Below are 24,020 nucleotides of genomic sequence, written 5' to 3'. Positions count from 1 at the left end.
TTCAGGCCCCCACAGCGACGGGGAAGGCCGCCGGAGTCACGGCAGCGGCGCGGAAGGCGATGCCGTGCCGCTGCTGCCCGTTGAACACCGACTCCCACGGCCGAGCCACCAAACCCGGAAGGGCAACCGGCGCACCCAGGGCCAGCCCCTCGGAAACACCACTCTCAGGAACGGTGACCTGAATCAGCGAGGACTCACCATCCTCGATGTAGACGACGCCGATCCGCATCAACGTCTCGCCGCTGACGGCGTCCTTGGCGATCTCCCCGGTCTGCCGGTCCCGCACCTTCGGGGCCGGAGCCTCAGTGAGCAGGATCGTGGCGGCGGAGGTCTCGACTCGAATGGAACGCAACGTAACTCTCCTTGAGCTATGGGACCGACACGACGGGCAGCTAGTCGTCTAGACAAGATGTGTCGTGTCGACCCCTCGCGGGTGATGACGGTATCTAGCATGCCACACACTCGCCCACTCGTCTATACGAGTATGCGTGGTGGCGTGTACGAGTCGCCGTTCCCGCAGCTCACGCCCTGTGACCCGAGGCGGCTACGTCGCCGGCAGCTGGTAGGCGAGCACGTAGGCGTCAGCCGCCATCACCGTGTCGCACACCTCCACCGGCCGCCCCTCCGTGTCGAAGGCGGTGCGGATCAGGTGGATCACGGGGACGCCGGCCGCCAGGCGGAGGAACTTGACCTCTCCGGGGGTGGGCATCCGGGCGCGGATCTCTTCCTCGAAGTGGTCGAGCCGGTGGCCGAGTTCTTCGAGTCGGGCGTAGATGCCGCCGGGCCCGGGGTTGGGCTCGGCGATCGGGGTGCCCCGGGCGATGTCGAGCGGGAGGTAGGAGGTGGCGAACTCCACCGGCCGCCCGTCCAGCAGATACCTCCGCCGTCGAGCCAGCACCCGACGCGGACCACCCAGCCGCGCGGACACATCCTGCGTGGGGCGTTCTTCCTTGACTTCCAGGCTGTCCACTTCCGGGTGACTTCCCGCGGCTTCCGCTTCCACGGTGAAGGCCGCCTTGCCCTGGTCGCGGTGGCGCCGGGCGAACCGGTCGGAGGCCAGCCGCCGCACCGGCGGACGGGGCCGGACGAACACACCCTTGCCGTGCTCGGAGTGCACCAGGCCCTCACCCTGGAGGACGGAGAGCGCGTTGCGCACGGTCATGCGGGAGACGCCGTAGTGCTCCACCAGCTCGGATTCGGACGGGAGCTTGGCACCTTCCTTGAACCGTCCCTTGTCGATCGCTTCCCGCAGCTGATCAGCGATCTGGCGAAACACCGCCCGGTCGCTGGTGGAATCCAGCGCGCCCAGCACGCCGGAGGGGATAGCGGCCATAGCCGATTACTCCTTTAGGTATCTAGACGAGATGCCAAGTTCTGTTGCTACGGTGGAAAGCCTAGCCAGCCGTGAGGATCGAGAACCATGAGCACCCAGCGCCCGCACTCCGTGAGCGTCGCCGGAGTCATCATCGACGACGCCGGCCGCGCGTTGCTGATCCAGCGACGCGACAACGGGCATTGGGAGCCGCCGGGCGGAGTCCTCGAAGCTGGTGAGACCATCCCCGAAGCCCTTGAGCGCGAAGTCCTCGAAGAGACCGGCATCAAGATCGCCCACCCGGCCACGCTCACCGGCATCTACAAGAACATGAACGCGTTGATCATCGCCATGGTCTTCCGCTGCGAAGCACTCGGCGGAAGCGCGACGACCGGCGCCGAGACCAAGGCCGTCCGCTGGGCCACCCGCGACGAAGTCAGCCAGCTCGCCGACGAGGCATACGCCGTCCGCGTCCTGGACGCCATGGACGCGGCCAACCCGCCGGCCATCCGCGCCCACGACGGCGTGAAACTCATCTAGCACAACCGACCTGCCCATAACCGTCTACCAGCAGAAAGCAACTTGTATGCACGAGTATATGAGTGACTTGCGTGTCTGGGTAGTCACCTGCCGCGATATCCCCGAGGAGATCCCCCGAGTCCGCCTCTTCGTCCGCGAGATCTTCGAGGGCGATCCCTGGGCTGACGACGTCGCCCTGATCGTCACCGAACTCGGCACCAACGCTCTGACCCACGCCAACGGCGGCTTCCGCCTCACCCTCGTCCGTTCCTCCGAAGGCATCGCCATCGCGGTAGCCGACAAGGGAGGCACCACCACCCGCCCCCACATCCCGCGCCCAGAGGCCGACAGCCCGGGCGGTCGAGGCTTGGCCCTCGTGCACGCCTACGCCCACATCGTGACGATCGATGGCGATCATCGAGGCCACACCGTCACCGCCGAACTCCGTTTCAAAGAATGGAGGCACAGGGCATGTTGACCATGGCCCGCGCGATGCGTCTCGAACTTCGCCTGGGTTTCTGGTGCGAAACGATCGCCCACTCCCCCCATGGGCACCGGACCTTCTGGCTTGGCTCACAGCCCGCAGCCACACCCCGCCTCGCGATGCGGTGGCTCCACATGCGCGCAGGCCACATCGCAGACCAACTCAACCCACCGGCCGCCGCCATCGTGCGCCACTGGCTCATTGACCAGGCCGAGCACGAACGCGCCCTGGCCCTCCTGGCGCACGGCGAGCTCTACGCCCACACCATCCACGAGGACAGCCTCCGCTACCTGCTGTCCGCCCGCCCCGCCAGCCGCACCGCACTCCCCAAGCAGGCACCATGACCACCCAACACCCCACCGGCAACGACGACCAGGACCACGAGCCGCCGCTACGTCCCGAGATCGAACAGGGCTACCGCGACGAGTTCCGCGTAGCCATGAACGCGGTCATCCAGTACTGCCGCAACGCCGTCAACGAACACGGCCACCGCGGCCTATGGGCACCACGCGGCGACAGCCCCGACCACTACGAACTCATCAACCAGGCCCGCCGAGACATCCTCACCAAGCTTCGACTCGTCCTGGACTGCGCTGAGACCATCGCCCACGAGATCGAACGAGACCGACAACGCCCACACCGCCGGCAGAGCAGGTGAGTTACAACCTTCTCTACGACTTCAAGTCGCCGCGCACAGCGCGGCGCGTGCGGCCTGTCGTCCGGGCCGCCGCTCCTGTCTCCGCCCCGCTCCGGCCCGGCCGCCTGCCCGCACGCCTGACGGCTCGGGGTTGATGGGCGAGGAAGCTCACTGTGGCCAGGGTGATGGCTCGGAGTGCAGGTCAGAGACGATGCCTCCGGCGGGGGGCGCTCAGGCTCCGGGATGGTGAGGGGCCGCGGTCGGCTGCGGGAAGTCGTGCTGAGCGTGGGGGCCCATCCCGCCTGCCGTCGACCCAGGCGGAGCCGAGCAGACACGGGTCCTGGCGTCCAGGTCGTTCGTACAGTGGCGCGCTCCACCTGGACGCCAGGACCCGCGCCCGCTCCACGGTGTGTGGGTCGACGGCAGACGGGATGGGTGCCAGGACCGTTGCGGCGGCGAAGCCACCCGGCAACGCACAGCCATCGGGTCACAGTATTCTCAGCGTGACCTCGAAGTCAGCCGAGACAAATCCGCTCAACGCCGTCTCCTCACGGGCGTACTCTGCACGTGAGGAGCCGTCTCAGGGCGGGGCGGGTTGGATCGGCGGTGGTCTGGTTGAACTATCAGGGGTCTTCGCGTCGACTGTTTGGTAACAGCAAGGCCGCGATGGTTGGCGCTATCGAGATATACAATAAGCCGCGTTTCGAGTACAGGGATGAAGTTTTCGTCATTCTCCTGATGAATGCGTGGGAGCTTCTCTTGAAAGCGATCGTGTCGAAGTCGGGTTCGCGTATTTACTACCCCAAAAAGCGGGGTGAGCCCTATCGAACCCTCACCTGTCAGGATGCCTTTAAGGTGGCGGCGAACAGCTCGCTATGGCCGAGGTCTATACCCTCCCAAGCGGTTGACGCGAACATTGAAATTCTCGGCACCTATCGTAATAGTGCCGTGCACTTCTATAACGAAAGGGCGTTCTCGGGGCTCATATATTCCCTGGCGCAGACGGCCATATTGAGCTATCGGGATCTCGCTTCGCATGTCTTCGGGAAGGACATTGCTGACGAGATCACCTGCCGCATCATGCCTCTGGGTATTGAGAATCCGATAGACCCGGTCGAATTCATGAAAGGCTCTCCAGAGTCTTCGCCGAAGAGCCGTGCGGTGCAAGACTTCTTGGCGTATCTGAAGGAGAGGGCTGATACCCTGGAGTCGGATGGGATTGACACTGAACGTCTCCTCACTGTGTTCGATGTGTCACTCCAGTCCGTGAAGAAGATCGACCGATCCGACATCGTTGTTGGCGTCACCTCCGAGGACCTTGCCGATTCCGTCGTGGTCTCCCGGAAGGTGGACCCGAACGTTTCACATCCGTACCGGCAGAAGGATGTCTTGCCGAAGCTGAAGCGTTCGACCACCAGTTACGAGTGGCAGGCCGTGACGTTTGTTCACGAAATGCGTGAGGAGCCCAGATACTGCTGGCGTGACAAGGATGCCAACCTCGTCAAGTGGTCACCCGAGGCGATTCAGTACTTCAATCGCCTAACTGAAGCTCAGATCGGGAAGGCCAAAGAAGAATATTCTGCCAGCTTTCGTAAGTAGAGCTCCAGCACCTGACTTCACTCGGAGTTGCGGGAGGAGTCGGCATCGGGGACGGCGCTCCCGATGACGCTCCAAGAGCAGTAGGGCTCTCACCTCGGTCCAGGAGAAAGAGGCCGAGAAGCCGGCGTTGCCCGGATCGCGACATGTAGGCCGACGTTGGCTGGGCCGTCTGTGGGTCGAGCGAGGGGAGCTCAGGGGTGACCGACGGCGGCCAACGGCAACAGGTCGGCTACGAAGGTAGACCCGCCATGGACTACCGCTCTTCCCCCTTGTAGCACCTCAGTGCGAGCAGTAATCAACGAAACCGTGCAGCCCGGGCGTGAGCTGTGCAAGAGGGCGTCCGGCGCATGACCAGGGGCACAGTGCCCAGCATTGGCGCGTCACGCGGTAGGAGGCCGTCAGTGACGGGCCATACGCTGCCGTTATGCGTAGAGGAGCGATCACACAGGGGTCCGTACTCAAGGCCATCGCGGAGTATGACGAGTTGGGTCGGGATGAGTTCCTGGCAAGGTACGGCTTTGGAGAGGCCCGCTCGTACGTTGTGGTGCACGACGGGCGGGAGTACGACTCCAAAGCCATAGCCGGCGTGGCGCACCAGTGGGATCAGGGGCGGGCCCTCAGGCCCGACGAGTTCAGCGGGGGCAAGGAGCACGCCGCGGCGTGGCTGAAGCGGGCAGGTTTCCAGGTCAAGGCCGTCAAGAATCCTGACTGGGCCCGGGACGAGATCATCCTCGCCTGTCAGCTCGTGATGGAGAACGGCTGGAAGGGGCTCGACGCTCAGGACGCCAGGGTGGTCGAGCTGTCGGGTCTGCTCCAGCTGCTTCCCATCCACGCCGAGGCGGAGCGCAACGAGAAGTTCCGCAACCCGAACGGAGTGGCGCGGAAGACGTTCGACATCGCCACGCGACACCCGGAGTACCAGGGCAAGCCCACCAACGGGGGCGCCCTGGACGTTGCGGTACTGATGGAGTTCCTTGCCCGGCCCGACGAGATGACCGAGGTCGCGCGGCTCATTCGGCAGGGCATCGTGGCCGGCGAGCTGCAGGGCCTTGCGCCGACCGACGACGAGGAGTTCGACGACTACAGCGCTCCTGAGGGACGGCTCCTCATGCGCCGGCACCAGGCCCGCGAGCGGAACAAGAACCTGCGCAAGAAGAAGATCGCTTCTGTGACTCAGCGCGGCGGGCGGCTGGCGTGCGAGGCGTGCGGGTTCGACTTCGAGCAGGTCTACGGCGACCGCGGTGCCGGGTACATCGAGTGCCATCACGTCGTGCCGCTGCACGAAGCGGGAGAGGGGAAGACCAAGCTCAGCGATCTTGCCCTCATATGTGCCAACTGTCACCGCATGATCCACCGGCGTGCGCCATGGCCGACCCCTGCGGAGCTGCGGGCCTCCATCGAGCGGAAACATGCAGCTGACAGGCGTGCCGCGGAAGCCATTGCACGACCGCGCAGGGCTGCTGACGAGCAGATGCCGAAGCCGGGATCTGACATCCACCGCTGACATCAACGTCGGCGCACAGAGGCGGTCCCGGAGGGCTGCGGGCGGAAGCCGTCGCCGGGGCCGCCAGGGTGCTCAGCCCCTAGGACGGACTTACAAAGCAGATGTCGGCGGTTCGAAACTGTCCGCGTCCACCGACGCCGAGGCCCCGGACCTATAAGGTCTGGGGCCTTTGATCCATGCGACTCACAGCCTCCCCCTGCGTGTCCTGGAACTGGACCACGTGGGTGTACACGTTCATCGTCACGGCGATCAGGCTGTGCCCAAGGATCTTCATCACGACCGCGGGGCGGACGCCGACGCGGTGAGGAGCGTCGCCGAACCGTGTCGGGCGTCGTGAAGGCGGGTCGACGCGGAGGCCGGTGCCCTTCGCGACGCGGGACGTAGCCGGTGTCCGTCCGGTTCTCCCTTGCCCGCTCGCGCTTCGCAGCCTGCTTGAGACGTTGCCACCGAAGAGGTGCTATAAAGTCGCTCCGCCAACCTTTCGATTAGCTGACCAGCGCCTTTAGCCGGGCATGAAGCAACGGGTAGTCGTGGATTCGCGGCGGAATCTCAGGCTCGGACGGCGGCGGGTCCGACGGCTTCCAGTTAATCGCACCCATGACATCCGCGACGATTTGAGTGAGATCGCCGTCATCCAGCGCAATGACATAGCCCCGGTAGTCAAGTGCAGTGTCGCGGCATCGAGTCAGGAAACGTGACTTGTCCGCGAAGGACCGGCAAGCCAAAATTCCGAATTGACCTCGCAGAGGAGAAAAACGCGAGGACAACTGGTCTAGCTCCGGATTCGTTACATCGTGTCCATAGTTTTTGCACTCAATGAAAACGTACTTTGACGGGATTTTGTGACGCGTCAAGAACCGAAAGAAGCCGTCGACCGCGTTATTTGTGTACGAGATGTCGATGCGCTTGCGGCCTTCGTGGATCTCTTCTTCCATCTCGGGCATGGAGAGGGAGGGATAGAAGAGGGCAGTCATAAGAGCTTCGACATTGGAATGGTACTTCCCTGCGTCCGCCTTTCCCGGCGGAGTCTCCAAGACGGCTTGCAGCAGGGCTTCATAGTCGGGAAGCGGAGTGTTTCCCACTTCGCTCAGCTCTCGGTGGCTGATGGGAGTTGGGGCTATGCTTTTCTTTGTATCGCGATAGTGGGCATAAACCGAAGGGCGCTTCAGTGTTTCCCTCGTTACGGCCGGCTTTGAGCTTCCATACTCCTTCCTGATGTCTTCCTTGGTCACCTTGCGGCGCCCATCCTTAAGGATGCGAACCAACTTACTCTCTAGGTTTGATTCCTCTTCGGCCTGCAGCGTCGGGGCAAGATAGTTTCTGTAGTAGTCGTTCCTGGAGAGGTGCATGTCACGTCGCACGATCACTTTGGGAACGAGAAGCAGTTTTTCGCCGTCGGCAACCGGGAGCTGCGTGTACCCCTGCTCCCATTCGAGCGATCGCGGATTCCATACCGGACCGCTTGAGATTCCGTCGAACAGGCGGATTCCGTGGACTCCCGCCATCTGCTGGGTGTAGGTGATGAGCGGACCTCGAATGATGTTCGTTGTAATGTCCGAGATGATGTCCTTGTCGACTCGATCGAGGAAGAAGGCCGTATCCTCTAGATCCTCGATGAGTCCAGTTTGCGCCGCCTTGCTTTGTGCGAGCTTTGCGGCGAACTCAACGCTCATTTGCTTCCCAAAGCCGCGACCGGCGCTCTTCCCACGTGAAATTCCAAGGTGAGTCTCATTTGGCTCGCCAAGGTTCCCGAGGAGATAGGTGGTGCGGGATTTATCGCCTACCTTTACCGAATCAAGGACACTGTCGAAGAATGTGGTAAGCATGATGATGCACTCCCGCCCCCAGTCGTCAGCGAGGTGGCGAATTGTGCTCGGATCAATATAGACCCGGACATCGTTAACGGTGTCAACGTCTACGAAGTCCAGAGTGCCTTGGCTTCGGCCAAGGTTGTAATACTCTGAAACCCTCATTTTCCCCCCTCAAGCGACGGCACCCCCGGCACACGCCACTCGATACCCAATAGTCAACGCGGTGTAACCCGCTCGCCTCGACCTGCCTGCGCCTTGTGAGGCGCACAGGGCGGCCCGGTCGGCGAGGTTGATCGCAGCGAGCCAGGTAGACCGGGAGGAAACCCAGCCCGATATGACAGCATTTGACGCATCGTTACACGGGTGAGGACGGGCCCGGTACAGCCCCTGGGAGCGGCTGCAGATCTCCGATGCCTGCGGTCTATTCGTGGACCAGCGAGACAATCAGGGGCTCAGCTAGCTTCCTGACCTGCTCAAACGTTTGAGGCTCAAGGGGCCTCCGGAGCCGTTTGCTGTACAGCAGTCGAGTACAGCAACCTCCCCGGCCGCCAGCAACCTTCGCTGCCCACGGATGACCGTTCGACCAGCCTGGCAGACCCCAGCAACCTCCGTGCCCGTAGTTCGGGACGAAGAGGTCGTGGGTTCAAATCCCGCCACCCCGACAGAGAAACACCAGCTCAGGGGCCTGATCCGCATGGCGGGTCGGGCCCCTGAGTGGTTTCTTGCCCCTTCCTGGGAGCCGTTTGGGAGCCGACTTTGCGATCCGGATTCCAGAGTGGCTTGAGCCCCCTCAAAGTGAGGTGCTCCTCGATGTGGCGGCGGTAGTTCTGCATGGTGGACGCAGCCAGGTTCTGGGCGTCGTACCAGCGGCTGGCGTATTCGCCGAAGGTTTCCTGTCCGGCCGCCGGATCGCCCAGGTGCCGTGCCGGACCTTGGCCTCCCGCTTGGTGGCGAACTTGAGCACCGCACCTGTCAGGTTGACGACGGTACCGTACTTGCCTTCACTGACCTGTATCTACCGCGCCAGTAACTGCCGCGCTTCTCGGCGAAGCCCATGCCTCGCATCCCCATGGTCATCGTTTACTCCGGCGTCTCCGACTGAAGCACGAGTCCACTCGATCACGTTCATGTGATGTTGGTCACGTACGGGTACCCGCACCCCCTACGGCGCCGTACGGTCTCCCGATAATAATGTCCTTGAGGGGCCGGAGCATGGACATCACACGTCGTACCTTCACAAGGCGCGGAGGGCAGGTCGCGGCCGGGGCCGTATGGCTGGCCAGCGGTGCGACGGCGCTGGAATCGCGGGCATGGGCGGCCACCCGCGACGGGCGCGGCCAGGCCGCAGGGGAGCAGGTCACCGTCACCGAGATGACCAACGCCTCGGTCGCGCTCTCCCCGGACGGCAGGACCATCGCGTTCGACATGCTCAACCTCCTGTGGACCGTCCCCCTCTCCGGCGGCGAGGCCACCCGTCTTACCGGCATCGAACAGGAGGCGACCGAGCCGGACTTCTCTCCCGACGGCCGTCGGATCGTCTTCGTCTCCTACACCGACGGCACCTTCCACCTCTGGCTCATCAACATGGACGGGACCGGCCTGCGCCAGCTCAGCACCGGGACGGCCGACCACCGCGAACCCCGGTTCTCCCCGGACGGCAGCCGGATCGCCTGTGCCGTGGAGACCGATGGCCGCTACGCCATACACGTGCTGTCCCCGGACGGCGGCGAGAGCGAGATATGGACCGAGTCAACGGCCCAGGAAGGCCAGCCGGTCTGGACCCCGGACGGCTCCGCGATCGCCTTCACCTCGGGCTTTGGCAGCGCCCTCCGGGCCATCGACCTGGTGGACGCCTCCGGGCGGCGAAGCACCCTGGCCACCGCCTCCGAGGGCTTCCTGGCCGGGCCGTCCCTCTCGCCGGACCTGCGCCTGGCCTACGTGCACCTCACCTCTACCGGAACCGCCCTCGTGGTCGACGGCGAGACCGTCACCGATGAGGGCGAGGATGTCTTCCCCCTCCCCGCCCGCTGGATCTCCGGCGATGAGCTGCTGTACGCCGCCGACGGAAAGCCACGCCGTCGCGTGATCGGTGGCACGGCGGAAGACATCGCGTTCACCGCCACGCTCACCGTGCCCCGCCTCGAAGAGCGGCCCGCCGCCCGGGACTTCGACAGCACCGCGCCCCGGCAGGTCAAGGGCATCGTCGGCCCGGCGCTCTCGCCCGACGGCACTCAGGTCGCCTTCGCCGCCCTCGGCGATTTGTGGGTCATGCGCCGGGGCACCGCGCCCCGAGCCGTGGTCTCCGACGGGCACTACAACACCTCGCCCGCCTGGTCCCCGGACGGCGCCACCTTGGTGTACGCCAGCGACCGCACCGGTGACGCCGTGGAGCTGTGGCTGTACGAGACCGCCACCGGCACCCGGCGGCAGCTCACGGCTCTGGGTGGCAGCGCCGCCTCCCCGGCGTTCAGCCCGGATGGCTCGACGGTCGCGTTCGTCGCCGACTCCGCCACCCTCCACACCGTTGATGTCGTCAGCGGCGATGTCCGCAAGGTCGCCGGTCCCCTCAACTCCCCGGGAACCCCCAGTTTCTCGGGGGATGGCAGACACCTGGCAGCCGCCGTCCTGGTGCCGGTGACCCCGCGCTACCGCGAGGGCCGCAACCAGATCCTCACCATCGACCTGGAATCCGGCAGCGCTGAGTACAGCGAGCCGGTGCCCGGGGTATCGCTCAGCAACCGCGTCGACGCCGGCCCTGTCTACGCGCCCGACGGCCGACGGATGGCGTACGTCGTCGGCGGCACCCTGCGGGTCAGCGCCGTGGACGACGCCGGCCTGCCGACCGGCGAGGCGCGCGAGGTCAACGGGGAGACGGCGGACGCCCCGAGCTGGAGCGGTGACTCCCGCTCGCTGCTCTACCTCTCCGACGGCCGGCTGCGTCTCGCCGACGCCACCGACAGCGGCCGGGCCCGCGCCGTCCCGGTGCATCTGACGTGGCGTCCGGCCAAGCCGTCCGGCCGCACCGTGATCCAGGTCGGCGCCCTGTGGGACGGCACCGACGGCACCGGTGCCGCGCTTCGGCGCGACGTGGACATCACCATTGAGGGCAACCGCATCGCCGACGTATCCCCGCGCGGCACCAGCCGCACCCGCCCCGGCGACCGGATCGTGGACGCCCGCCACCTCACCGCCATCCCCGGCCTGATCGCCCTCCACGAACACGGGCCCTGGGAGCGCAACACCACCAGCCGCCTGTGGCTGTCCTTCGGCGTCACCGCCCTACGCTCCCCGGGCACGGCGCACTATCGCGCGGTCGAGGCCAAGGAGGCCGTCGACTCCGGGCGCCGCACCGGCCCCCGGCTGTTCGCGGCGGGCGACATCATCGACGGATCGAGGATCTACTACCCAGCCAACCGGCCGGTGACCGACGAGGACGAGCTGCGCCGCGAACTCGCCAAGACGGCGGCGCTCGGCCACGACCTGGTCAAGACGTACGTCCGGCTGCCGTACGCGTTGCAGCGCCAGGCCATCGAGGGCGCCCACCGCCTCGGCCTGCCCGCCACCTCGCACTACCTGTTCGGCCCGCTTGCCCTCGGCGCGGACGGCGTGGAGCACCTCGGCGGCACCAGCCGCTACGGACGCCGCCAGAAGGAGACCCACCTCGGCCACACCTACCAGGACGTGACCGGCCCGCTGGCGGCCTCGGGCATGTCCCTCACCCCCACCCTCGGCCTTTCCGGGCTCGGCCTGCCCGCTGTGCGGGCCGCGCTGTACCGGTACGCCGAGTGGGCGGTGGGCGATCCCCGCCTGACAGGGCTGCTGTCCCCGGCCGAGTACGAAACGTTCGCCGAGGGCGTCGAGGCCGCGCTCGCCGAGGAGCCCGCGTCGGAGATCGCCTTTGTCCGGCGCCACGCGGAGACTATCGGCCGCCTGATCGACGGCGGCGCCCACCTCGCCATCGGCACGGACAGCCCCCTCGTCCCGCCAGCCGTCTACTACCACCTGAACCTCCAGGCCATGGTGCGGTACGGCGTGAGCGCGCGCGACACGCTGCGCGCCGCCACCGCCGGGGGCGCGCGGACCCTCGGAGTCAGCGGCGATCTCGGCACCGTGGAGCCGGGCAAGCTCGCGGACCTGACGCTGGTCGAGGGCGACCCGCTGGCGGACATCGCGGCGGCGGCCGCGGTCCGGCAGGTCGTCACCGGCGGCACCGTGCACCGGGTGGACGACCTCGTCGCCGAGGCGGCCGAGGCCCGCAGCGCGGCCCCCGCCGCGGTGCGCAACGCGTCGCTCCCCGACGTTCCCCAGGCGCCCGCTCGTGAACGCTTCTGGTGGCACCGCGAGGAGCCCGAGTCGCGCTCCTGCTGCTGACCTTGGCGCTGCCCCAGCGCCAGCCGCGTCGGGAAGTGGGACCTGGCCGGTCTTCGCGGACGCCGCGTCAGCACCGTCGTGAGCTCGGGGCGAGCTGGGGCACCAGCGATGCCGCCGCTGTTCATCAGTACGTGCTGGGCAGCCTGGCCGAAGCCGCCGCTGTGCAGCCCGATACGCGCAGCCACTCGTACGGGCGCACGCCAGTCCTGGCGGTGGTCACCGACCGCGCGGTGTCAGTTGGCCATCGAAGCCCTAGTGAGCCCCACTGCCAGCCCCGCTCAGATGTCTGGTCGGCTTCCCGAGCACCAGCGGATCTGCCAGCTGTGCCATGAGCCACGTCGATCGCCACGGTTTCCGCGCCGCTCGCCAATTCCCCCAGAGGTCGCCGCGACCCTGGTCGCCGGTCTCGCCGAGTCCGGGAGCCCGGCGGTGAGAGGGGCTCACCGGAACCGGTCGGAACGCTTGTTTCCCATTGCACTTGGCGGATACCCCCGGGGGTATACGGTCGGGGCTTGAACCGGATGAATCATGAACCTTGGGGAACGACATGAAGCACGACGCGCACGCCGCCCACGCACACCACGAGCACCACCAGCACGGGCATGGGCACCACCACCAGTCCGCGCCGGTCGGCTGGGGGATGGCCGCCAAGGCGACGCTGCACTGCCTCACCGGCTGCGCCATCGGCGAGGTGCTCGGCATGGTCATAGGCACCGCGCTGGGCTGGGGCACTGTCCCGACGATGGCGCTGGCCATCGCGCTGGCCTTCTTCTTCGGCTACTCGCTCACCCTGTACGCCGTGGTCCGGGCCGGTGTCGCGCTCGGGGCGGCCATCGGTGTCGCCCTGGCCGCCGACACCCTGTCCATCACGGTGATGGAAATCGTGGACAACGGGGTCCTGCTGGTGGTGCCGGGAGCGATGGAGGCGCATCTGTCGGACGGGCTGTTCTGGGGCGCGCTGGCCTTCGCCTTCGCGGTGGCGTTCGTGGTGACCACGCCCGTGAACAAGTGGCTGATCGGCCGGGGCAAGGGCCACGCGGTCGTGCACCGGTACCACCACTGACCGGCGGGCGGCGGCGGGGAGTTGACCCTTGACCTGGTGGACGGCTCAGAGTGACCGGGTGGAGAGCGAGATGCGCAGTATCGCGGAGCTGGCCCGGGACAGCGGCCTGAGCGTGACCGCCCTGCGGTTCTACGACCGCGCGGGGGTGCTGGTGCCGGCCTGGGTGGATCCCGGAAGCGGCTACCGCTGGTACGCGGACGGGCAACTGGCGGAGGCGCGGCTGCTGGCCCGGCTCCGGAAGGTCCGGATGCCGCTGGCCGACGTCCGGCTGGTGCTGGCGGGCTGGTCCGGAACGGACGCCACCCTGGTCCTGCGGCTGCTGGAGGCGCACCTGCGCCGACTTGAAGCCGGGCTGGCCGACGCGCGCAAGGAGTTCTCCGCGATCCGAGCCATTCTTGAAGGCAGGGAGAACCAGATGATTTCGGCCCGTACCGTTCCCATCGCCCGGCTGATCGTGCCGGCCGGCGAACTGGCAGCCGCGCTCGACGCGGTGCGGTTCGCCGTGAGCTCCGATCCGGAGCTGCCGACGCTGCACGGGGTGCTGTTCGACATCATGAACGACACGATTCATGTCGTCGCGACCGACCGCTACCGGCTGGCCGTCGCCCACGCCGAGGCAACCGGGAACGGCCCCGACGAGGCGCGGGTGATCGTGCCCACCCCGCTGGTGGACGCGATGCGGGCGTTGCTGACCGAGGGGGAGGCGACCGCCGATCTCACCGTGGGCGACGGCCTGGTGGCCCTTGAAGCCGCGGGTCGGCGCGTTTCCGGCTCGGGACTCGACCATGAATTCCCCGATTACCGACGCCTCACCCGGCTGCCGGCCGGGCGGCGGGTCGTCGTCGACGCGGCGGACCTGACGGCCGCCATGGCGACCGGCCCGGTCCGGACCGATGTGCGCGAGCAGGACGGCGTCTCCTGCGCCGTCAGCGTGCTCGCCCTGCGGGCCGACGGCACGATCGCCGTGACCGGGGATGCGGAAGGGAACGACGACGACAGCGAACTGACCGTCGTGAACCGGGACTTCTTCACCCAGGCCCTCGCCGCCGCGGGCGGTGGCCGATTGGTCCTGGACTTCGGCGGCCCTGCCGCGCCACTGACCATCCGGCCCTCCGGCGCCGAGGACACCTTCTCGATGCTGATGCCGGTGCGGCTGACGGCCTGACCGGGGCTCCGCCACGCGGGCGTCCGGACCCCGGCCGGGGGCAGCGGCCCGCGCGGCGATCACCGCCGCCGTGGCCACACCCGTCGCGCGACGCCGGGCGCGCGCCCGTTCGCCCCGGCGCACCAGCGCGTCCAGCGGCGCGGGACCGGCACCGTTCATCGGCCGCCGCCCGAACGACCGGAACTCGGCCTCAACGGTGAAAGCAGCCGTAGCATCCGGTCATGGCAGCAATCGGAGGTCAGTGGTTCCCGCCGGAGTGGCCCGACCGCATCCGCGCGCTCGCCCGGGGCGAGTTGACGCCCGTGGCGCCGCGCCGGGCCGCGACCGTCATGCTGGTGCGCGACGGCGCGGGCGGCGGGCTTGAGGTGTTCCTGTTGCGCCGGCGCGCGTCCATGGCGTTCGCCGCCGGGGCGTACGCGTATCCCGGCGGCGCCGTCGACCCCGGTGACCAGGACGTGCTGCGCGCCGCGGTGCGCGAGACGTTCGAGGAGGCCGGGGTGCTGCTCGCCGGGCCGGCGCCGGGAGAGCTGATCGCGGACGTCACGGGCGCCGACTGGGAGACGGACCGGGCCGCGCTCGTCGCCCGGGAGGTGTCGTTCGCCGACTTCCTCGCGCGCCGCGGGCTGGTCGTGCGCGCCGATCTGCTGGGCGGCTGGGCGCGCTGGATCACCCCGGAGTTCGAGGCGCGGCGGTACGACACGTTCTTCTACATCGCGGCGCTGCCCGCCGGGCAGCGGACGCGGAACGCCTCGACCGAGGCCGACCGCACCGCCTGGCTGCGGCCGGCCGAGGCCGTCGCCGGTTACGACCGCGGTGAGCTGCTGATGATGCCGCCGACCATCGCGACGTTGCGCAGCCTGCTGCCGTTCACCACGGCCACCGAGGTGCTGGCCGCGTCCGCGGGGCGCGACTTGACCCCGGTGCTGGCGCGCGCCCGGCTGGTGGGCGAGGAGGTGGTGCTGAGCTGGCCCGGGTATGAGGAATTCGAGAAGCGCGTGACAGCGGAGGACGGCGGCGAGGAGCGGAAACGATGAGCGAGACGTCGGCGCTGCCGGGGCGGCCCATGCCCCGGGCGGTGGACGGGCCCGCGACGGAACGGGCCACCTGCGTGCTGGCGCCGAACCCGTCGCTGATGACGCTGGAGGGAACGAACACCTGGATCCTCGCCGAGCCGGACGCCGAGCTCGCCGTGGTCGTCGATCCGGGCCCGGTCGACGAGGCGCACCTGCGGCGCGTCGTCGAGACGGTGGAACGGGCCGGCCGGCGTGTCGCGCTGACGCTGCTGACGCACGGCCACGCGGATCACGCCGGGGGCGCGGCGCGTTTCGCGGAGCTGACCGGCACGCCGGTGCGGGCGCTCGACCCCGCGTTGCGGCTGGGGGACGAGGGGCTGGGCGCGGGCGATGTGATCACCACGGGCGGGCTGGAGCTGCGGGTGGTGCCGACGCCGGGGCACACGGCGGACTCGCTGTCGTTCCAGATCGTGGCCGACGCCGCGGTGCTGACGGGGGACACCGTGCTGGGGCGCGGGACCACGGTGGTCGCGCACCCGGACGGGCGGCTGGGCGACTACCTGGACTCGTTGCGCAGGCTGCGGTCGCTGACGGTGGACGACGGCGTGCACACGGTGCTGCCGGGGCACGGGCCGGTGCTGCGGGACGCGCAGGGCGCGGTGGACTACTACCTGGTGCACCGGGCGAACCGGCTGGCCCAGGTGGAGACCGCCGTGGAGAACGGCTACCGCACGCCGACGGAGATCGTGGCGCATGTGTACGCGGACGTGGACCGCGCGGTGTGGCCGGCGGCCGAGCTGTCGGTGCGGGCACAGCTCGACTACCTGCGGGAGCACGGGTTGGTGTAACCGCCGGGCGCGTGCTCGGGGTTGCGCGAGCGGGCGCGCGCCACCTCAACGCGCCACCTCAGCGCGTGGGCTGGTCCGCGTCAGCGCGAGCGGCGGGCCAGGCGTTCGATGTCGAGCAGGATGACCGCGCGGGCCTCCAGCCGCAGCCAGCCGCGGGCCGCGAAGTCGGCCAGCGCCTTGTTGACCGTCTCCCGGGAGGCGCCCACGAGCTGGGCCAGCTCCTCCTGGGTGAGGTCGTGCACCACGTGGATGCCCTCGTCCGACTGCACGCCGAAACGGCGCGAGAGGTCGAGCAGGGCGCGCGCCACGCGACCGGGCACGTCGGAGAAGACCAGGTCGGACATCTGGTCGTTGGTCCGGCGCAGCCGGCGGGCCACGGCGCGCAGCAGCGCGGCGGCGACCTCGGGGCGGGCGCTGAGCCACGGCTGGAGGTCGCTGTGGCCCAGGCCGAGGAGCCTCACCTCGGTGACGGCGGTGGCGGTGGCGGTGCGCGGTCCCGGGTCGAAGAGGGACAGCTCGCCGATCAGCTCGCCGGGGCCGAGCACGGCCAGCATGTTCTCCCGGCCGTCGGGGGAGGTGCGGTGCAGCTTGACCTTGCCGTCGGTGACGACGTAGAGCCGGTCGCCGGGATCGCCCTCGTGGAAGAGGGTGTCGCCGCGGGCGAGGGTCACCTCGGCCATGGAAGCGCGCAGCTCAGCGGCCTGCTCGTCGTCGAGCGCCGCGAAGAGCGGGGCGCGCCGCAGAACGTCGTCCACGAGTTCCTCTCCTTGTCGGCCAGGAATCAGCCGGGGTCCGCCGGGGTCCGCCGGGACGCCCCTCATGATGCCGGACGTCTCGGCAGTGCTATCAGTCACAAGTTTGACGTACTGGGACAGCCAGGCCCACGCCAGGGGCCCGTTCGCGCCGAGATTCCGGCGGGGATCGGGCGAATGTCGGTTGTGCCGTTTAGGCTGGCCGGGTGGTCAACGAGCCCATGGCGCGCAGGAGGCAGGGCGCGCCCGGCACATGAGAGAGAGGGCCGAACGGGTGAGCGCAACCGGGAATTCCGCTGAGAGCGAACGCGGCTCGGCCAAGCGGGCGGGGCGCGCCGCCACGGGCGCGGACGGCCCGGCGACCGCCGCGGGCGGCGCCGGGGGCGCGCGGGCGGAAAGCCGGCTCGGGATGGTCCGCCGCGCCCGGAAGATCAACCGCGCGCTGGCCGACGTCTACTACTACGCCCACCCCGAGCTCGACTTCGAGAACCCGTTTGAGCTTCTCGTCGCCACCGTTCTCTCCGCCCAGACCACCGACCTCCGGGTGAACCAGACCACCCCCCGGCTCTTCGCCGCCTACCCGACGCCGGAGGACATGGCGACGGCGGATCCCGCGAAGCTGGAGGAGATCATCCGGCCCACCGGGTTCTTCCGGAGCAAGGCGAAGGCGCTGCTGGGGATCTCGGTGGCGCTGCGCGACCGGTTCGGCGGGGAGGTCCCGGGGCGGCTGGAGGACCTGGTGTCGCTGCCGGGCGTCGGCCGCAAGACCGCCCACGTCGTGTTGGGGAACGCGTTCGGCAGGCCCGGCATCACCGTGGACACGCACTTCCAGCGGCTGGTGCGGCGCTGGCGGTGGACGGAGCAGAAAGACCCGGAGAAGATCGAGGCCGAGGTCGCCGAGATCTTCCCCAAGAAGGAATGGACGATGCTCTCGCACCGCGTCATCTTTCACGGGCGTCGCATCTGTCACAGCCGTAAGCCCGCGTGCGGCGCCTGCCCCATCGCGCACTTGTGCCCGTCCTACGGCGAGGGCGAGACCGATCCGGAGAAGGCCAAGAAGCTGCTCAAGTACGAGATGGGCGGCTATCCGGGACAGCGGCTGAAACCGCCTGCCGACTTCCCGGGCAAGGCCGCGCCGCCGCTGGGAGCCGCGTGACCGGGGTGCGGGGGCCCGAGGTCGGCCTCACCGGGCCGGACGGGCTCCCCGACTGGCTGCAGCCACTGGCCAAGGCGGCGCTCACCATCACCCCGCGCCAGTTGAGCCCGTTCCTGCCGCCGCCCTCGGGCGGGCGGCCGTCCGCGGTCCTGGTGTTGTTCGGCGAGGGGGCCGATGGACCCGAGCTACTCCTGCTGGAGCGCGCCTCCAGCCTGCGGGAGCACGCCGGGCAGCCGTCGTTCCCAGGTGGCGGGCTCGATCCCGAGGACGGCGATCCGGAGGGCGACGGGCCGCTGCGGGCCGCGTTGCGCGAGGGACAGGAGGAGACCGGGCTGGACCCGGCGGGCGTGCGGATCTTCGCCACGCTGCCCCGGCTCTACATCCCGGTCAGCGACTTCGTGGTGTCGCCGGTGCTGGCGTGGTGGCGGGAGCCGTCCCCGGTGGCGCCGGTGGATCCCGCCGAGACCGCGCGGGTGTTCACCGTTCCGGTGGCCGAGCTGGCCGACCGGCGGTCGCGCGGCATGGCCGTGCATCCGAGCGGGTATCGCGGGCCCTGCTTCGAGGTCGCCGGGACGCTGGTGTGGGGCTTCACCGCCGGGGTGATCGACCGCATACTGCACTTCGCCGGCTGGGAGCAGCCGTGGGATCACGACCGGGAGATATCGCTCGACCACAGGGCGTGAGACCGTAGCGAGCATGAACGCGCTCGACGTCCTGCTGTTGCTCGCCGCCGTGTGGTTCGCGCTCGTGGGGTACCGGCAGGGCTTCGTGGTCGGGGTGCTCTCCGTCTCCGGTTTCATCAGCGGGGGACTGGCCGCGATCTACCTGCTGCCCGTGGTGTGGCGCGAGGTGAGCGCCGGCGCGGAGCCCGGCGAGGCCGGGGTGATCGCCGCGGTCGTGGTGGTGATCGTCTGCGCCTCGGTCGGGCAGGCGCTCACCACGGTCATGGGCAACCGGCTGCGCCAGCGCATCACCTGGTCGCCCGCCCGCGCGCTGGACGCCACCGGCGGCGCGCTGGTCAACGTGCTGGCCATGCTGGTCGTCGCCTGGCTCATCGGCTCGGCGCTGGCGATGACCACGCTGGGCACCGTGGGCCGCGAGGTGCGCGACTCGCGGGTGCTGCTCGGCGTGTCGCGTGTGGTCCCCGACCGGGCCAACACCTGGTTCTCCGACTTCAGTTCGGTGCTGGCGCAGAACGGCTTCCCCCAGGTGTTCGCGCCGTTCACCAGGGAGCCGATGACCGAGGTGCCGGCCCCCGACCCGGAACTGGCCAACAGCCCGGTCGTCGCCCGGGCGCGGCAGTCCGTCGTCAGGGTCGTCGGCACCGCGCCGGGCTGCGGCAAGGTGCTGGAAGGCACCGGGTTCGTCTTCGCCGATCACCGCGTGATGACCAACGCGCACGTCGTCGGCGGCGTCGGCGAACCCACCGTTCAGATCGGCGGCGAGGGACGGCTCTACGCGGCGCGCGTCGTTCTCTACGACTGGGAACGGGACATCGCCGTGCTCGACGTGCCACGCCTCGACGCCCCGCCGCTCAGGTTCAGCGAGGGGGACGCGATCTCCGGGGACGGCGCGATCATCGCCGGTTTCCCGGAGAGCGGCCCGTACGACGCGCGGGCGGCCCGGGTCCGCGAACGGTTCCAGGCCGACGGCCCCGACATCTACCGGCGCGGCACGGTGAGCCGCGACGTCTACTCCCTCTACGCCACGGTCCGCCCGGGCAACTCCGGTGGCCCGCTGCTCACGCCGGACGGCGAGGTGTTCGGCGTGATCTTCGCCAAGTCGCTCGACGACGACCGCACGGGATACGCCCTCACCGCCGACGAGGTGCGCGAAACGGTCACACGTGGCCGTGCCGCCGACGAGCCGGTCGACAGCCAGGCATGTGCGATGTGAATCGAGGAGGCGCCGGCGGTCCGGGCCTTAACCCCGCGGGTGTCGCAGCCGCGCGCCCACCCAGCGGGCGCGGCGGCGCAGAATATCCGGAAAACCGATAGGCGGATCCGCCATGGGGCCGCCCTGGAGCCGCCGCACGGCGCTCTGCGCCCGGGCGGCGGCTCCATTGCCGCTTCGATCACGTGCCACGTCACGGTAGTCGTGCGTCCAGCCCATACTTTCGTCCCTGCCCGGGTGGCAAGGTCAGTAACCTCCCGGAAGCGAAGTCGATGGGCCTATGCGTCCGGCACATCCCGGACGGGGTTTCAGCGGTCGGGCTCGGGGTCGCGCAGCCAGTCGATGAGCTCGGTGCTGAACGCCACGGGGTCCTCCTCGTGCGGGTAATGCCCGAGGCCGTCGAAGAGCCGCCAGCGGTAGGGAGCCTCGACGTACTCGCCCGAGCCGGCCGAACTCCGGGTGCGCATCACCGGGTCGAGAGAGCCGTGCAGATGCAGCGTCGGCACCAGCACGGGGCGCTTCATCCGCCGGTTGAACTGGATGCCGTCGGGGCGCGCGATCGAACGGACCATCCACCGGTACGGCTCGATCGCGCAGTGCGCGGTCGAGGGGATCGCCATCGCCTGGCGGTAGACGGCGATGTCCTCGGCCTCGGGCTGGCGCGGACCGGTCCAGGCGCGCAGCAGCCGCTCGACCGCCGCGGCGTCGTCGGCGACGAGGTGCCGCTCGGGCAGCCAGGGCCGCTGGAAACCCCAGATGTAGGAACTCGCGGCCGTCTGCCGGGGGTCGCGCAGCAGCGAGGCCCGCCAGCTCCGCGGGTGCGGCATGGACGCGACGGCGAGGCGCCGCACGAGCTTGGGCCGCATCACGGAGGCGGTCCAGGCGAGGTAGCCGCCGAGGTCGTGGCCGACCAGCGCGGCGTCGGGCTCGCCGAGGGAACGGATCACCCCGGTCACGTCCAGGGCGAGGTTGGCCGGGTCGTAACCGCGCGGGGTCCGGTCGCTGCCGCCCACCCCGCGCAGATCCATGGCGACCGCCCGGTACCCGGCCTCGGCCAGGGCGGTCAGTTGATGGCGCCACGTCCACCAGAACTGCGGAAACCCGTGCAGCAACAGCACCAGCGGTCCCTCGCCCAGCTCGGCGATGTGGAAACGGGCGCCGTTGGCGGCGACGTCGCGATGCGTCCAGGGGCCGTCCCGCAGGATGACCGAGGACCGCATCCCCGCTTGATCGGCAGCGGTCATGTGGCCGAGCCTGCCTTGTCCACGGGGACGGGACGAGGATGGGGCTTGACGCTGGAGAGTACGGCGGCCGACTCCTTGGCGGACTGGATGGACCGCTCCGGCTTGGAGATACGGCCGAACTTGCGCCTCGCCAGCAGGAACAGCACCACGGCCAGCACGATGTACAGGGCACCCACGATGGTGCACGCGAGGGCCAGCGGGATGTCCCACCAGTTCCGCAGCCAGAACGCCAGGCCGAAGCTGAACAGCGGCACGGCGAAGAGGGCGAGGAACGCGCCGACCATTCCCGCGACGCTGCCGAACAGGGCCCTTCTGACGTCCTCCCGGATCTCCGCCTTGGCCAGCGCGATCTCGTCGTGCATCAGTCCGGACAGCTCAGCGGTGGCCGAGGCGACCAGCTCCCCGAGGCTACGGCCCTCTTCGGCTGCGCTCATCGCGTTCTCCCTCTTTCCTCTCCCGGAGGCGGATGCTGTTGGGTCCCACGTGACAGTAGTGCTGTGGTGGTGGCGCGTCAGTTGTTGACACTTTCACCGTCGCTCTGGGGAGTGATGTCGCAAATGGTATAGGGGCGCCCGGCCCCGTGCCGGACGCCCCTGTGCCGATCGCCTGCGGTCAGTCCTCGCTGGCGGCGCTGGGCAGCTTGCGCTGGATGAGGTCCATCACCGAGGAGTCGGTGAGCGTCGTGACGTCACCCAGCTCGCGGTTCTCCGCGACGTCCCGCAGGAGGCGGCGCATGATCTTGCCCGAACGGGTCTTGGGCAGCTCGTCCACCGGCAGGATGCGCTTGGGCTTGGCGATCGGGCCCAGCTCCTTGGCGACGTGCGCCCGCAACTCCTCCACCAGGCCCTCGTCCTCCTGGCCGCCGCCACGCAGAATGACGAACGCGCAGATCGCCTGCGTGGTCTGCGGGTCCGTCGCGCCGACGACGGCGGCCTCGGCGATCCGCGGGTGCGAGACCAGCGCCGACTCCACCTCGGTGGTCGAGATATTGTGCCCGGAGACCAGCATCACGTCGTCGACCCGGCCGAGCAGCCAGATGTCCCCGTCGTCGTCCTTCTTGGCGCCGTCGCCGGCGAAGTACTTCCCCGCGAACCGGGACCAGTACGTGTCCAGGTACCGCTGGTCGTCGCCCCAGATCGTGCGCAGCATGGACGGCCACGGCTCGGTCAGCGTCAGGTAACCGCCGGAGCCGTTGGCCACCTCGGCGCCGTCGTCGTCGACAACGGTCGCGCTGATGCCGGGCAACGGCACCTGCGCGGCCCCCGGCTTGGCGGCGGTGACGCCCGGCAGCGGGCTGATCATGATGCCGCCCGTCTCGGTCTGCCACCAGGTGTCCACCACCGGGGTGCGGTCGCCGCCGATGTGCTTGCGGTACCAGATCCACGCCTCGGGGTTGATCGGCTCGCCCACCGAACCCAGGATGCGGAGGCTGCTCAGATTGAACTTGGCCGGAACGTCGTCGCCCCACTTCATGCAGGTGCGGATCGCGGTGGGCGCGGTGTAGAGGATCGTCACGCCGTACTTCTGCACGATCTCCCACCAGCGGCCGGTGTGCGGCGTGTTGGGCGTGCCCTCGTAGAGCACCTCGGTGGCGCCGTTGGCCAGGGGGCCGTACACGATGTAGGAGTGGCCGGTCACCCAGCCGACGTCGGCCGTGCACCAGTAGACGTCCGTCTCCGGCTTGAGGTCGAAGACGGCGTGGTGGGTGAAGGCGACCTGCGTCAGATATCCACCGGAGGTGTGCAGGATGCCCTTGGGCTTCCCGGTGGTGCCCGAGGTGTAGAGGATGAACAGCGGGTGCTCCGCGTCGAACGCCTCCGGCGTGTGCTCCTCGGGCTGGCGCGCCGTCAGCTCGTGCCACCACAAGTCGCGGTCGGGCGTCCAGGGAATGTCCTGACCGGTGCGGCGCACGACGACCACGCTGCGCACATTCGCCGTGCCGGGACGGGTGAGCGCCTCGTCCACGGCGGGCTTGAGCGCGGAGGGGGCGCCGCGCCGGTACCCGCCGTCGGAGGTGATGACGACCCGGGCGTCGGCGTCCTCGATGCGGGTGGCCAGCGCGTCGGCCGAGAACGCGCCGAAGACCACCGAGTGCGGGGCGCCGATGCGCGCGCAGGCGAGCATCGCGATCACGGTCTCGGGAAGCATGGGCATATAGATGGCGACCCGGTCCCCGGCGACGACCCCGAGCTCGGTGAGCGCGTGCGCGGCCTTGGACACCTCGCGCTGGAGTTCGGCGTAGGTGATCGCCCGGGAGTCGCCGGGCTCGCCCTCGAAGTGAATGGCGACCCGGTCCCCGAGCCCCGCCTCGACGTGCCGGTCGACGCAGTTGTAGGCGACGTTCAACCGGCCGTCGGCGAACCATTTCGCGAAGGGCGGGTTGGACCAGTCCAGGGTCTCGGTCGGCGGGGTCTCCCAACTGAGCCGGCGCGCCTGCTCGGCCCAGAACCCCAGCCGGTCGGCTGCCGCGGCCTCGTAGGCCGCGGCGGTGACATTGGCATCGGCGGCAACCTCGGCCGGGGGCGCGAACTTCCGCGTCTCCGTCATGAGATTGGCCAGGCTCTCATTACTCACGGCATCTCCCTGCGGCGTCGGCTGTGTCCCACGGCACACCTCATCAGTCTCGTCGCCCCTTTGACAAGGGCAACC

At 68.9% G+C, this 24,020-nt stretch carries 22 protein-coding genes and 2 pseudogenes; 15 read left to right on the top strand and 9 right to left on the bottom strand.

Going from position 1 to position 24,020, the window contains the following annotated elements; all coding sequences use genetic code 11:
• Window position 1: 1 nt before the first annotated feature.
• Both RM590_RS04540 and RM590_RS04535 read right to left on the bottom strand, forming a co-directional pair.
• A complete protein-coding gene (locus RM590_RS04540; RefSeq protein ID WP_311703050.1) occupies window positions 2-352 on the bottom strand; it encodes an SCO3933 family regulatory protein in 351 nt (116 codons plus the stop codon).
• A gap of 192 nt (window positions 353-544) precedes the next feature.
• Window positions 545-1,333: a GntR family transcriptional regulator gene (locus tag RM590_RS04535; RefSeq protein WP_311703049.1), complete on the bottom strand. Its 789-nt coding sequence runs from the start codon at window positions 1,331-1,333 to the stop codon at window positions 545-547.
• An 87-nt stretch (window positions 1,334-1,420) separates the two neighbouring features.
• Here RM590_RS04535 and RM590_RS04530 point away from each other — a divergent pair, with 87 nt between their 5' ends.
• The 6 genes from RM590_RS04530 (at window position 1,421) to RM590_RS04505 (ending at window position 6,055) form a co-directional block, all read left to right on the top strand.
• Entirely contained in the window at window positions 1,421-1,852 is a 432-nt protein-coding gene (locus tag RM590_RS04530; protein ID WP_311703048.1) for an NUDIX hydrolase, read from the top strand.
• A gap of 46 nt (window positions 1,853-1,898) precedes the next feature.
• A complete protein-coding gene (locus RM590_RS04525) occupies window positions 1,899-2,309 on the top strand; it encodes an ATP-binding protein (protein WP_311703047.1) in 411 nt (136 codons plus the stop codon).
• A 140-nt stretch (window positions 2,310-2,449) separates the two neighbouring features.
• The gene (locus tag RM590_RS04520) at window positions 2,450-2,659 is read left to right on the top strand and encodes a hypothetical protein (RefSeq protein WP_311703046.1); all 210 of its coding nucleotides are present in this window, start codon (window positions 2,450-2,452) and stop codon (window positions 2,657-2,659) included.
• Entirely contained in the window at window positions 2,656-2,973 is a 318-nt protein-coding gene (locus tag RM590_RS04515; protein WP_311703045.1) for a hypothetical protein, read from the top strand. The genes RM590_RS04520 and RM590_RS04515 overlap by 4 nt, the downstream gene beginning before the upstream one ends.
• 585 nt (window positions 2,974-3,558) lie before the next feature.
• Entirely contained in the window at window positions 3,559-4,551 is a 993-nt protein-coding gene (locus tag RM590_RS04510) for a DUF3644 domain-containing protein (protein WP_311703044.1), read from the top strand.
• A 424-nt stretch (window positions 4,552-4,975) separates the two neighbouring features.
• Window positions 4,976-6,055, top strand: a complete 1,080-nt coding sequence (locus RM590_RS04505; protein WP_311703043.1) for an HNH endonuclease — start codon at window positions 4,976-4,978, stop codon at window positions 6,053-6,055.
• A gap of 151 nt (window positions 6,056-6,206) precedes the next feature.
• Here the strand turns inward: RM590_RS04505 and RM590_RS36200 are convergent.
• The 3 genes and pseudogenes from RM590_RS36200 to RM590_RS04495 all read right to left on the bottom strand — a co-directional run.
• Window positions 6,207-6,516, bottom strand: a pseudogene (locus RM590_RS36200) (tyrosine-type recombinase/integrase); the annotation flags it as partial.
• Window positions 6,517-6,540: 24 nt separating this feature from the next.
• Window positions 6,541-8,028 (bottom strand): hypothetical protein, encoded by a 1,488-nt coding sequence (locus tag RM590_RS04500; RefSeq protein ID WP_311703042.1) that lies wholly within the window; start codon window positions 8,026-8,028, stop codon window positions 6,541-6,543.
• Window positions 8,029-8,663: 635 nt separating this feature from the next.
• Window positions 8,664-8,922: pseudogene (locus tag RM590_RS04495) on the bottom strand (LacI family transcriptional regulator); the annotation flags it as partial.
• 156 nt (window positions 8,923-9,078) lie between these two features.
• Between RM590_RS04495 and RM590_RS04490 the strand changes: the two are divergent.
• The 6 genes from RM590_RS04490 (at window position 9,079) to RM590_RS04470 (ending at window position 16,326) form a co-directional block, all read left to right on the top strand.
• The gene (locus tag RM590_RS04490; protein WP_311703041.1) at window positions 9,079-12,237 is read left to right on the top strand and encodes an amidohydrolase family protein; all 3,159 of its coding nucleotides are present in this window, start codon (window positions 9,079-9,081) and stop codon (window positions 12,235-12,237) included.
• 108 nt (window positions 12,238-12,345) lie between these two features.
• Complete coding sequence (locus RM590_RS35955; protein WP_394813785.1) at window positions 12,346-12,753, top strand: DUF742 domain-containing protein; 408 nt, start codon at window positions 12,346-12,348, stop codon at window positions 12,751-12,753.
• Between the two features lie 31 nt (window positions 12,754-12,784).
• Window positions 12,785-13,300, top strand: a complete 516-nt coding sequence (locus RM590_RS04485) for a DUF4396 domain-containing protein (protein ID WP_311703040.1) — start codon at window positions 12,785-12,787, stop codon at window positions 13,298-13,300.
• A gap of 70 nt (window positions 13,301-13,370) precedes the next feature.
• Window positions 13,371-14,465, top strand: coding sequence for a DNA polymerase III subunit beta family protein (locus tag RM590_RS04480; protein WP_311703039.1), 1,095 nt, complete (start codon window positions 13,371-13,373; stop codon window positions 14,463-14,465).
• A 221-nt stretch (window positions 14,466-14,686) separates the two neighbouring features.
• Complete coding sequence (locus RM590_RS04475; RefSeq protein WP_311703038.1) at window positions 14,687-15,499, top strand: NUDIX hydrolase; 813 nt, start codon at window positions 14,687-14,689, stop codon at window positions 15,497-15,499.
• Complete coding sequence (locus RM590_RS04470) at window positions 15,496-16,326, top strand: MBL fold metallo-hydrolase (protein ID WP_311703037.1); 831 nt, start codon at window positions 15,496-15,498, stop codon at window positions 16,324-16,326. The genes RM590_RS04475 and RM590_RS04470 overlap by 4 nt, the downstream gene beginning before the upstream one ends.
• Before the next feature lie 80 nt (window positions 16,327-16,406).
• On the opposite strand, the gene RM590_RS04465 is transcribed toward RM590_RS04470, so the two are convergent.
• Window positions 16,407-17,081: a Crp/Fnr family transcriptional regulator gene (locus RM590_RS04465; RefSeq protein WP_077060348.1), complete on the bottom strand. Its 675-nt coding sequence runs from the start codon at window positions 17,079-17,081 to the stop codon at window positions 16,407-16,409.
• A gap of 250 nt (window positions 17,082-17,331) precedes the next feature.
• Here RM590_RS04465 and nth point away from each other — a divergent pair, with 250 nt between their 5' ends.
• Genes nth through RM590_RS04450 form a run of 3 tightly spaced genes read left to right on the top strand, consistent with a single transcriptional unit; the run spans window position 17,332 to window position 20,130 of the window.
• Complete coding sequence (nth, locus tag RM590_RS04460) at window positions 17,332-18,234, top strand: endonuclease III (RefSeq protein WP_311703036.1); 903 nt, start codon at window positions 17,332-17,334, stop codon at window positions 18,232-18,234.
• Window positions 18,231-18,917, top strand: a complete 687-nt coding sequence (locus RM590_RS04455; protein WP_311703035.1) for an NUDIX hydrolase — start codon at window positions 18,231-18,233, stop codon at window positions 18,915-18,917. Before nth ends, RM590_RS04455 begins: the two co-directional genes overlap by 4 nt.
• A gap of 13 nt (window positions 18,918-18,930) precedes the next feature.
• Window positions 18,931-20,130 carry a MarP family serine protease gene (locus RM590_RS04450; RefSeq protein ID WP_311703034.1) on the top strand — a complete coding sequence of 400 codons (1,200 nt, stop codon included), beginning with the start codon at window positions 18,931-18,933 and terminating at the stop codon, window positions 20,128-20,130.
• Window positions 20,131-20,435: 305 nt separating this feature from the next.
• Here RM590_RS04450 and RM590_RS04445 read toward each other — a convergent pair whose 3' ends face one another.
• The 3 genes from RM590_RS04445 to acs form a co-directional block, all read right to left on the bottom strand.
• Window positions 20,436-21,371 (bottom strand): alpha/beta fold hydrolase, encoded by a 936-nt coding sequence (locus RM590_RS04445; protein WP_311703033.1) that lies wholly within the window; start codon window positions 21,369-21,371, stop codon window positions 20,436-20,438.
• Complete coding sequence (locus RM590_RS04440) at window positions 21,368-21,805, bottom strand: phage holin family protein (protein WP_311703032.1); 438 nt, start codon at window positions 21,803-21,805, stop codon at window positions 21,368-21,370. Before RM590_RS04440 ends, RM590_RS04445 begins: the two co-directional genes overlap by 4 nt.
• 178 nt (window positions 21,806-21,983) lie before the next feature.
• Window positions 21,984-23,945, bottom strand: a complete 1,962-nt coding sequence (gene acs, locus RM590_RS04435; RefSeq protein ID WP_311703031.1) for an acetate--CoA ligase — start codon at window positions 23,943-23,945, stop codon at window positions 21,984-21,986.
• Window positions 23,946-24,020 lie beyond the last annotated feature (75 nt).

It is taken from the genome of Streptomyces litchfieldiae, from assembly GCF_031845365.1.
Classification (GTDB): Bacteria; Actinomycetota; Actinomycetes; order Streptomycetales; family Streptomycetaceae; genus Streptomyces; species Streptomyces litchfieldiae.
Note: the sequence above shows the minus strand (reverse complement) of the source record. Positions and strands in the feature narration are given on the sequence as shown.